This window comes from Stenotrophomonas sepilia (assembly GCF_003244875.1).
GTDB lineage: Bacteria > Pseudomonadota > Gammaproteobacteria > Xanthomonadales > Xanthomonadaceae > Stenotrophomonas > Stenotrophomonas sepilia.
In genome coordinates this window covers 1-9,778 of the sequence record NZ_LXXZ01000116.1, presented here as the reverse complement: position 1 = coordinate 9,778, position 9,778 = coordinate 1, and the positions used below count along the sequence as shown (strand labels likewise).

Annotated in this window: 7 protein-coding genes; 4 read left to right on the top strand and 3 right to left on the bottom strand. The window is 66.9% G+C overall.

From position 1 onward, the window contains the following. Window positions 1–117: 117 nt before the first annotated feature. Complete coding sequence (locus A7X97_RS21475; protein WP_088496908.1) at window positions 118–1,533, bottom strand: GGDEF domain-containing protein; 1,416 nt, start codon at window positions 1,531–1,533, stop codon at window positions 118–120. 286 nt (window positions 1,534–1,819) lie between these two features. Here A7X97_RS21475 and A7X97_RS21470 point away from each other — a divergent pair, with 286 nt between their 5' ends. Continuing rightward, the gene (locus A7X97_RS21470; protein WP_088496951.1) at window positions 1,820–4,069 is read left to right on the top strand and encodes a TonB-dependent siderophore receptor; all 2,250 of its coding nucleotides are present in this window, start codon (window positions 1,820–1,822) and stop codon (window positions 4,067–4,069) included. 140 nt (window positions 4,070–4,209) lie between these two features. Continuing rightward, window positions 4,210–5,190 (top strand): cation diffusion facilitator family transporter, encoded by a 981-nt coding sequence (locus A7X97_RS21465; protein WP_088496909.1) that lies wholly within the window; start codon window positions 4,210–4,212, stop codon window positions 5,188–5,190. Window positions 5,191–5,229: 39 nt separating this feature from the next. Here A7X97_RS21465 and nfi read toward each other — a convergent pair whose 3' ends face one another. Next, window positions 5,230–5,904 (bottom strand): deoxyribonuclease V, encoded by a 675-nt coding sequence (gene nfi / locus A7X97_RS21460; protein ID WP_088496910.1) that lies wholly within the window; start codon window positions 5,902–5,904, stop codon window positions 5,230–5,232. A gap of 94 nt (window positions 5,905–5,998) precedes the next feature. On the opposite strand from nfi, the gene gpmA reads away from it, so the two are divergent. Both gpmA and A7X97_RS21450 read left to right on the top strand, forming a co-directional pair. Next, on the top strand, window positions 5,999–6,748 hold the full coding sequence (gene gpmA / locus A7X97_RS21455; protein WP_005415787.1) for a 2,3-diphosphoglycerate-dependent phosphoglycerate mutase: 750 nt from the start codon (window positions 5,999–6,001) through the stop codon (window positions 6,746–6,748). A 209-nt stretch (window positions 6,749–6,957) separates the two neighbouring features. Further along, window positions 6,958–9,051, top strand: coding sequence for a M13 family metallopeptidase (locus tag A7X97_RS21450; protein WP_088496911.1), 2,094 nt, complete (start codon window positions 6,958–6,960; stop codon window positions 9,049–9,051). Window positions 9,052–9,119: 68 nt separating this feature from the next. Here the strand turns inward: A7X97_RS21450 and A7X97_RS21445 are convergent, their stop codons facing one another. Then, window positions 9,120–9,737: an HD-GYP domain-containing protein gene (locus A7X97_RS21445; RefSeq protein WP_088496912.1), complete on the bottom strand. Its 618-nt coding sequence runs from the start codon at window positions 9,735–9,737 to the stop codon at window positions 9,120–9,122. Window positions 9,738–9,778 lie beyond the last annotated feature (41 nt).

Sequence of the window (9,778 nt, the reverse complement as noted above, 5' to 3'; positions counted from 1 at the left end):
GGTAGAGTCGACTGTTAGTCGACTGCTCCTCGTTCCGACGGCAAAAAGCTCCGCGCTGCGCGCGGTAGTACTAACAGTCGACTCTATCCGCCACCGGGATTCTTCATTTCCGCCAGTTCAGCGCTGCAACGCGCGCCGCCCCGGCGCTTCCTGCAGGTCGGCGCTGGCCACCACCACGCGGTTGCGGCCGCTGCGCTTGGCCTCGTACATCGCCGCGTCGGCACGTGCCATCAAGCGTTCGTAGTCCGGGTGGCCATCATGGCCGGCCACGCCGATGCTGGCAGTCAGCCACAGAACCTGGCCGTTGGCCAGTGCCACTGGCGACTGCGCGATCTGCCGGCGCAGGCTCTCGGCGATCACCGAGGCCTGTGACTCACTGGCGGCAACCAGCACCACCACGAACTCCTCGCCGCCGTAGCGGAACAGGTAGTCGCTGCCGCGGGTCAGCTGGCCGAGCAGGCCGGCCACGTGCTGCAACGCGCGGTCGCCGGCATCGTGGCCGTGGCCGTCGTTGATCGCCTTGAAGTGATCCAGGTCGAGCAGCAGCAGCGAGAACGGCGTGCGGTTGCGCGTGGCCAGCTCGATCTCCCTGCGCAGCACGGTAGGCAGGAAGCGGCGGTTGAGCAGGTTGGTCAGGGCATCGCTGCCGGCATCCAGTTCACCGATGCGTTCGAACAACAGCGTCATCAGGGTACGGATGGCGGCCAGGTCCTCGCGGATGGCCGGCAGCACCGCCAGTCGTTGCGCCGGGGTGTCATGGCTTGCCCGCTGCAGGTTGCCGTCGATGCGGGCCATCAGTTGGCCGACCTGCTGGGTTTCGCTGCTCTCGCCGAAGCTGGGGATGCCCTTGTGGGTGAACCACAGGCCGAATTCCGAGGTCGCCAGGCTGGCGCTTTCGCTGGCCTGCACGTGGCCGGCGAGTGCGTACAGCAGGGCGTTCTCCCAGTCCAGCAGCAGTGCACGCTGACGCTCGCGTTCAGTACCGACATTCTGCACCAGCGAGAACAACCGGTAGGCAGCATCGGCGCGGGTGGAGCGCTCACGTGCATGGGTGTAGGCCAGGGTCATGCCTTCCATGGCGATGTCCATGATCGCGCTGAGGCAGTCGATGGCGGCGAACGCGGTGGCGCTGTCGGGCGCGTCGTCGCGCAGGCGCACGAACAGCTCGTGCTTGAGTACGCGCGCGCCGCGGGTGACCAGGTCGACCGGAATGCCGACCCGGGCATGCACATCGCCGATCACCCGTTGCGAGGCAACGGTGGCGGCAATGCCGTCGGCATCGGTGGTCAGCAGCTGCACCAGCCAGCGCTGCATGGCCGGTTGCAGGCGTTGCTTGACCTGATCGTGGGACAGGAAGCGGCGTGCACGCCCGTCCTGCAACAGCACTTCGTAGAAGCGTTGGGCCAACGCCGGCGGGGCATCGGTTGCGGCGGCGTGCAGCAGCGCGGTGGCGGCAGGGCCGGCCTGTTGCAGGCAGTGCTGCCAGGCCTCGGCCAGCGGCTGGCTGGCATCGTCCAGTTGGGGTGGTTCCACGTCGATCTCTGACTGCGTACGGCAAACCACGGGTATCGGCCGCGGTGGCGTGCGGTTGATGGTGGGCAAGCCGGCCAGTTTAAGCGCGATGCAGGGTCGTCCGGCACGCAGGCCACATCACGCCTGCGGTAGCAATGAGCGAACGCATTTGAGAATCACTCGCATTGATGGGAGAATGCGCGCACGGATCGGGCCGCAGGCGACTGCAGCGACGCTCCGCCTCCCCCTCGTCGTTGCCTCAAGCCCTTTGCCAGAGGCCCCGTTGCCCTGCCAGAAGGTCCAGATCATGTCTCCTGCCGTTGTCCTCTCGCCGCGCCCGCTGGCGCTCGCCGTTGCCGCCCTGCTGGCGGGCAGCGCCCTGACCGCCCAGGCTGAAGCCGACGCCACCGATATCGACACGGTGCACGTCACCGCCTCGCAGATTGCCCGCCAGGCGTTGGGTACCTCGACCATCACCGCCGAGGACATCGCCAAGCGCCCACCGGCCAACGACATCGCCGAACTGCTGCGCACCATGCCGGGCGTCAACCTCACCGGCAACAGCGCCTCGGGCCAGTATGGCAACAACCGCCAGATCGACCTGCGCGGCATGGGCCCGGAAAACACCCTGATCCTGGTCGACGGCAAGCGCATCGGTGCGCGCGATGCCGTGCGCATGGGCCGCAGTGGCGAGCGCAACACGCGCGGCGACACCAACTGGGTGCCGGCGGAGATGATCGAGCGCATCGAAGTGCTGCGCGGACCGGCGGCGGCACGCTATGGCTCCGGTGCTTCCGGTGGCGTGGTCAACATCATCACCAAGCGCCCGACCGGCGACCTGACCGGTGCGGTCGACCTGTACGGGCTGGTGCCCGAACACAGCGCCGAAGGTGGCAGCGAGCGCGTCGGCCTGCAGCTGAGTGGGCCGATGACCGACACGCTGTCGTTCCGCCTGTACGGCAACCTCAACAAGACCGACGCCGATTCACTCGATCTCAACCGCCAGTACGCCACCCAGCCGAACGCAGTGCCACCGGCTGGCCGCGAGGGCGTCAAGAACCGCGACATCAACGCGCTGCTGCGCTGGGACGTGACCGCCGACCAGGTGGTCGAGTTCGAGGCCGGCACCAGCCGCCAGGGCAACATCTATGCTGGTGACCGCGCGGTCAGCACCACCGGCACTTCGACCGGCATCGATCTGGCCGCCCTGGCCGACGGCAAGGCGGAAACCAACCGCATGTACCGCAACACCGGCGCGATCACCCATCGTGGCCGCTGGGGCGATGTCACCTCGCGGGTGACCGCGGCGGTGGAGGCGGTGAACAACTCACGCATCAACGAAGGCCTGGCCGGTGGCCCGGAGGGCAGCTTCAACGGCACCGACTGGTCGACCTCGCGCCTGCGCAACTACCAGCTGGATGGCGAAGTGAGCTTCCCGACCACGCTGGGCGGCGCCGAGAACATCTGGACGTTGGGCTTTGAATACCTGGACAGCCGGCTGACCGACCCTTATTCGATGAGCCAGTCCAGCAGCAGCGGCGGTGGCATCCCGGGGCTGTCGGCCGATCGTGCGCGCGGCAAGGCCGATGCGCAGACCACGGCGGTGTTCGTGGAAGACAACATCTACCTGGGTGAGCGCTGGATCGTTACCCCGGGCCTGCGCTTTGACCACCACAGCCAGTTCGGCAACAACACCAGCCCCAGCCTCAATGCGCAGTTCCGCATCAACAGCGACTGGGTGGTGAAGGGCGGCATCGCCCGCGCGTTCAAGGCGCCGAACCTGTACCAGTCGAATCCGGACTATCTGTACTACACCCGTGGCAACGGCTGCCCGAATGCGCTGCCGAGCCTGGGCGCCGGTTGCTACATGCGCGGCAACGCAGACCTGAAGGCGGAAACCAGCCTGAACAAGGAACTGGGCATCGAGTGGGCACCGCAGAGCGGCTGGCAGGCGTCGTTGACCTACTTCCACAACGATTACAAGGACAAGATCCAGGCCGGCTACACCCAGATCGGGCTGACCGCCGACACCAAGGGCCGCATCTTCCGCTGGGAGAACGCGCCGAAGGCGATCGTGCAGGGGCTGGAAGGCAACCTGGTCATTCCGCTGCTGGGCGAGCAGGGCAACCGCCTGAAGTGGAGCAACAACTTCACCTACATGGTGGAAAACGAGAACAAGACCACGCACCAGCCGTTGTCGGTGATCCCGAAGTACACGATCAACACCATGCTGGACTGGCAGGCCACCGACAGGCTGTCCGTGCTGCTGACCGGCACCTTCTACGGCAAGCAGGAACCGGCCACGACCAACATCAACAACGACCCGCGCTGCACCGGCAGCTGCGATGCATCGATCGCGCTGCAGGATCGTGGCGCGTACAACATCTGGGGCGTGAGCGCGCGCTACAAGGTGACCGAGACGGTCAGCTTCGGCTTCGGCGTGAACAACCTGGCCGACAAGCGCCTGTTCCGCGAGGCCAACAGCAGTGATGCCGGGGCGGCGACCTACAACGAGCCGGGCCGCGCGTACTGGGCCAGCCTGCGCTTCGGCTTCTGACCGCAGGCCGGCGTCGATCTGCAGCCCTCGCCGGGCCATGCCCGACGAGGGCTCGTGTGGCCTGCAATGTTATAAACATCGTAATAGTCTCCTCCGCCGGCACCGCGTAGCCTGCACCGCATCGCAAAGGAGCTGTTGCCATGGGCCACGACCACGATCACCTGCCATCCCAGATCCGCCACGAGAATCCCTTGTGGTGGGCACTCGGCCTGACCACCACCTTCCTCGTCGTCGAAGTGGTGGGCGCGTTCTGGACCAACAGCCTGGCGCTGTTGTCCGACGCCGCGCACATGGCCACCGATGCGCTGGCGCTGATGATCGCGCTGGTCGCGGTACGGTTGAGCCGGCGCCCGCCGGATGCGCGCCGCACCTACGGCTATGCACGGCTGGAAGCGTTGGGCGCGATGATCAACGGTGCCATGCTGTTCGTGGTCGCCGCCTACATCCTGTGGGAGGCGGTCGGCCGCTTCCGCCAGCCGCAGGAGATCGCCTCCTCCGGCATGCTGGTGATCGCGGCTGCGGGCCTGGTCATCAACCTGATCTCGATGCGCCTGCTGCGGGCGGGCAGTGGCGAGAGCCTCAACGTGAAGGGCGCCTACCTGGAAGTGTGGGCCGACATGCTCGGCTCGGTGGCTGTGATTGCGGGCGCATTGTTGATCAAGTGGACCGGATGGAAACCGATCGACCCGATCCTGGCCGTGCTGATCGGCCTGTGGGTGCTACCGCGTACCTACGTGCTGATGCGCGAGGCGATCAACGTGCTGCTGGAAGGCGTGCCCAAGGGCATGGACGTGGCCAAGGTGCGCGACAGCCTGTCCGGCCACGCCGCAGTCCTGGACGTGCATGACCTGCACGTGTGGGCGCTGGCTTCCAGCACGCCGGCGCTGACCGCGCACATTGTGATGCGCGACGGCACCGACGCCGATGCGTTGCGCCGCGAGCTGGGCGGTCGCCTGCATGATGACTTCGGTATCGAGCACGTGACGCTGCAGATCGAGGCGGACCACTGCGGCGAAGCCTGTGGCGAACCGGCGCCGGCCAACGGCGGCGGACACAAGGGCCATGAGGGCCACGACCACGGCGAGGACGCGCAGGGCCATCGTGGCCACGTGCATCGTTGATCGACGATTGACGCGCGCGCCGGGAGATGGCCGGCGCAGCTATTCGTCCCGCCGCGAGGCCAGCCGATCCGCCAGCCGGGTTGGCTCCGGCAACCGGTAGCCGCGCAGGGTGCGCTGCACCCAGCCCAGCGCGGTATCGGCACTGACCCGATGGCCACCGGCCACGAACAGCGGCTTGCAGCGCACCTTGCTGCGCAGCACCCAGCCCAGTTGCTCGTCGCCATCCAGCAGCGGTGTATGCGCACCAGCTTCGGCGCCCGGTTCGACGAACCTTCCCACCAGTTTCGATTTCGCCACGCCGATGCTCGGCAGATCGGTGACCACGCCCAGATGCGCGGCGACGCCCAGCCGGCGTGGATGGCTGATGCCGTGGCCATCGACGAACACCAGGTCCGGCGTTCGTGGCAGCAGTGCCAGTGCGGCCAGCAGTGCCGGCAGCTCGCGGAAGCTGAGCAGGCCGGGGATATAGGGCATCACCGTGGGGATGCGCGCGATCTCCTGCGCCACGGGCTGCAGCGTCCTTGGATCCAGCAGCACCGCCGCGGCGCGGGTAATGGCACCGTTGTCCTCGAATCCGACGTCCAGCCCGGCCAGCCAGCGCACCTTGCGTGGCAGGCGGTCCTGGCGTTCCACGCGGCCGGCCAGCTGCAGCTGTTGCGCTCGAGCGGCGGTGACGCTGCCTTCCCAGCGCCCGGGGTCGATCACCGTATTCATTGGCTGCAGCATCGCATGCGTGGCGCCACGGCACGGTGAGCGGCCGCCGGGGCTACAATGGCGGCCTGCCTTTCCTCGCGTTGGAGACCCTGCAGTGACCCGTAGACTCGTACTGTTGCGCCATGGCCAGAGCCAGTGGAACCTGGACAACCGCTTCACCGGCTGGGTCGATGTCGACCTGACCGAGCAGGGGCGCCGGGAAGCGGCCGCCGCCGGCCGCCTGATGCGCGAGGAAGGCCTGCAGTTCGACGTCGCCCATACCTCCGTGCTGAAGCGCGCCATCCACACCCTGCAGGGTGCGCTGGCCGAGCTGGAGCAGGACTGGCTGCCGGTGAACAAGTCCTGGCGCCTCAACGAGCGCCACTACGGCGGCCTGCAGGGCCTGGACAAGGCCGAGACCGCTGCCAAGCACGGCGAAGAGCAGGTCAAGGTGTGGCGTCGTTCGTACGACATCCCGCCGCCGCCGATGGACCTGGAAGATCCGGGCCACCCGATCCATGACCGCCGTTACGCCGGCCTGGACCGCAACGCGCTGCCGGGCACCGAATCGCTGGCCACCACCCTGGACCGCGTGCTGCCGTACTGGCACGACGCCATCGCGCCGCAGCTGAAGGACGGCAAGACCGTGCTGGTCACCGCCCACGGCAACTCGCTGCGTGCGTTGTACAAGTACCTCAACAACGTCTCGCGCGAGGAAATCCTCGAGCTGAACATCCCGACCGGCATCCCGCTGCTGTTCGAACTGAACGATGACCTGACCGTGCAGTCGTTCCGCTACCTGGGCGACCCGGAAGCGGCGCGCAAGGCCGCCGAAGCCGTAGCCAACCAGGGCAAGGCGAAATAAGAAACAGAAGGCCGGCGCAAGCCGGCCCTTCTTTTTGTAGAGCCGAGCCCACGCTCGGCTGCTTTGGGCCTTTGCCGCAGGAAGCATGAACCCGGAACGGAGAGCAGTCGAGCATGGCTCGACTCTACAGAAGGACGCTCTGTGACCTTTGGCCGGTCCCCAACCTCACGCCCCCGGCTACCCTGTGAAATTACCCGCAGGAGAGCCTCATGAACGTCCGCAACCTGGTCCCGCTGGGCCTGACCATCGCCATCGCTGCCTCGCTGGCCGCCTGTGGCAAGAACGAAACCGCGCCGGCGGCCAGTGCCGACGCCAAGCCGGCCTTCGACCTGTCGCAGATCAAGACGCCGCTGATCTCGCTCAACAGCGCCGACCTCGATCCGGCCATTTCGGCCTGTACCGACCTCAATGGCTTCGTCAACAGCAAGTGGCTGAAGGCCAACCCGGTGCCGGGCGACCAGACCACCTGGGGCAGCTTCGAGATCCTGCGCGAGCGCTCGCTGGAAGTGCAGCACGCGCTGGTGCAGCAGGCCGCCGCCAGCCAGGCCAAGGCCGGCTCGGTGGAAGCCAAGATCGGTGACATCTGGAAGACCGGCAACGACGAGGCCAAGATCGAAGCCGCCGGCCTGGCGCCGCTGCAGCCGCAGCTGGACAAGATCACCGCGCTGAACGACACCGCCGCCATCACCCAGTACCTGCGCGACAGCCAGGCCGAAGGCAAGGGCGTGTTGTTCTCGCTGTTCGCCAATGCCGACTACAAGGATTCGGCCAACGTCATCGCCTATGTCGGCCAGGGCGGCCTGGGCCTGCCGGAGAAGGGCTATTACTTCGACGATGCGCAGGCCAAGATCCGCGACGCCTACGTGGCCTACATCGCACAGGTGCTGACCCTGTCCGGTGTGGACGCGGCGCAGGCCGCCGAGCAGGCCAAGGCCGTGATGGCCTTCGAAACCCGCCTGGCCAAGGCCTCGATGTCGCGCATCGAAATGCGTGACCCGGCCAAGCGCTACAACCCGCTCAGCGCCGCCGACGCCGACAGGCTGACCCCGAACTTCAGCTGGACCGCGCTGTTCGACACCCTGAAGGTACCGGCCGCGCAGAAGTTCTCGCTGGCCCAGCCGGGCTTCTTCGGTGAAATGGACAAAATGCTCGCCGACGTGCCCGCCAGCACCTGGCAGGCCTACCTGCGCTTCCACACCATCGATGATGCCGCGCCGTACCTGAGCAGCCAGTTCGAGAAGGCCAACTTCGATTTCTACGGCACCACCCTGCGTGGCCAGAAGGAAATGCAGCCGCGCTGGAAGCGCGTGCTGGAGTCGGTCAATGGTGGCATGGGTGAAGCCCTGGGCCAGCTGTACGTCGACGCCGTGTTCCCGGCCGAGTCGAAGGTGGCCATGCAGCACCTGGTGGAGAACCTGTCGCAGGCATTGAAGGCGCGGCTGGAGCAGCTGCCGTGGATGGGCGAGGAAACCAGGAAGAAGGCACTGGAAAAGTGGGCCAGCTTCACCCCGAAGATCGGTTACCCGGACAAGTGGCGTGACTGGTCGGGCCTGCAGACCAACGGCGACAGCTACCTGGGCAACATGCAGGCAGCACGCGCGTTCAACTACCGCCACATGCTGGACAAGATCGGCAAGCCGGTGGACAAGACCGAGTGGGGCATGACGCCGCAGACCGTCAATGCGTACTACAACGCCACCAAGAACGAGATCGTGTTCCCGGCGGCGATCCTGCAGGCGCCGTTCTTCGACGCCAAGGCCGATCCGGCGCTGAACTACGGCGGCATCGGCGCAGTCATCGGCCACGAGATGATGCACGGCTACGACGACTCGGGCAGCCAGTTCGCCGCCAACGGCAACTTCGACAACTGGTGGACGGACGCCGACCGCAAGGCCTTCACCGAGCGTACCGACCAGCTGGTCGCGCAGTTCGACGGCTACGAGTCGGTGCCGGGCGTGTTCGTGAAGGGCAAGCTGACCCTGGGCGAGAACATCGGCGACCTGGGCGGCCTGACCGTGGCCTATGACGCGCTGCAGATGGCGCTGAAGGAAGACCCGAAGGCCAATGTCGAAGTTGACGGCTATAGCCAGGATCAGCGTTTCTTCATGAACTGGGCCACCGTGTGGCGCCGCAACTTCACCGATGGTGAGCTGCGCGTGCGCCTGAACACCGATCCGCACGCGCCGGCCAACTTCCGTGCCAACGGTGCGCCGTCGAACATGCCGTCCTTCGCTGCGGCGTTCCAGTGCAAGGCGGGTGATGCGATGGTGCGCGCCGACGACAAGCGTGTGGTGATCTGGTAATCGATCACCCGTGACGCGTGGAGCGAAAGGCCCGGCGAACGCCGGGCCTTTCGTTTGCCCGGCCGATCTCAGGCCAGCGCCGGTTCCCGCTCCAGCATGCGATGGAAGCGTTGCAGCACGTACGGATCCACCAGCCCGCCGGCCTGCTCGTCGATGATCCGCAATGCGGCCTCATGCTCCATCGCGTCGCGATACGGGCGCACGCTGGTCATCGCATCGTAGGCATCGGCGATGGTGACGATGCGCGCGCCCAACGGGATGGATTCGCCGCGCAGCCCATCGGGGTAGCCGCTGCCATCGAAGGCCTCGTGATGGGCGCGGATCAGCCGCGCCACCGGCAAGGCGTCGCTGCGGCCGGTGGCCAGGAAGATGTGTTCGCCGCGTACCGGATGCTCGCGCATGATCGCGCGCTCCTCGTCGGTATGCCGGCGGGGTGCCAGCAGCACGTCATCGGGTATGCCGATCTTGCCGATGTCATGGAAGCGCGCGGCCAGGCCGATCTGCGCACGGGCCTCGTCATCAAGATCGCAGTGCGTGGCCAGGCGCTGCGCGAGCAGGCCAACGCGGTCGCAGTGGTGGCGGGTGTAGGCGTCGCGCATCTGCAGCGACATCGAGAGGGCATCGATCAGGCAGGCCTGCGCGTGCATCAGGTCGGGGGCGGGTACGGCGTCAGGGAACATGGTCATCCGCCCGCACCGGGTGGGGACCGGTGCGGGGTGTTCGGGGG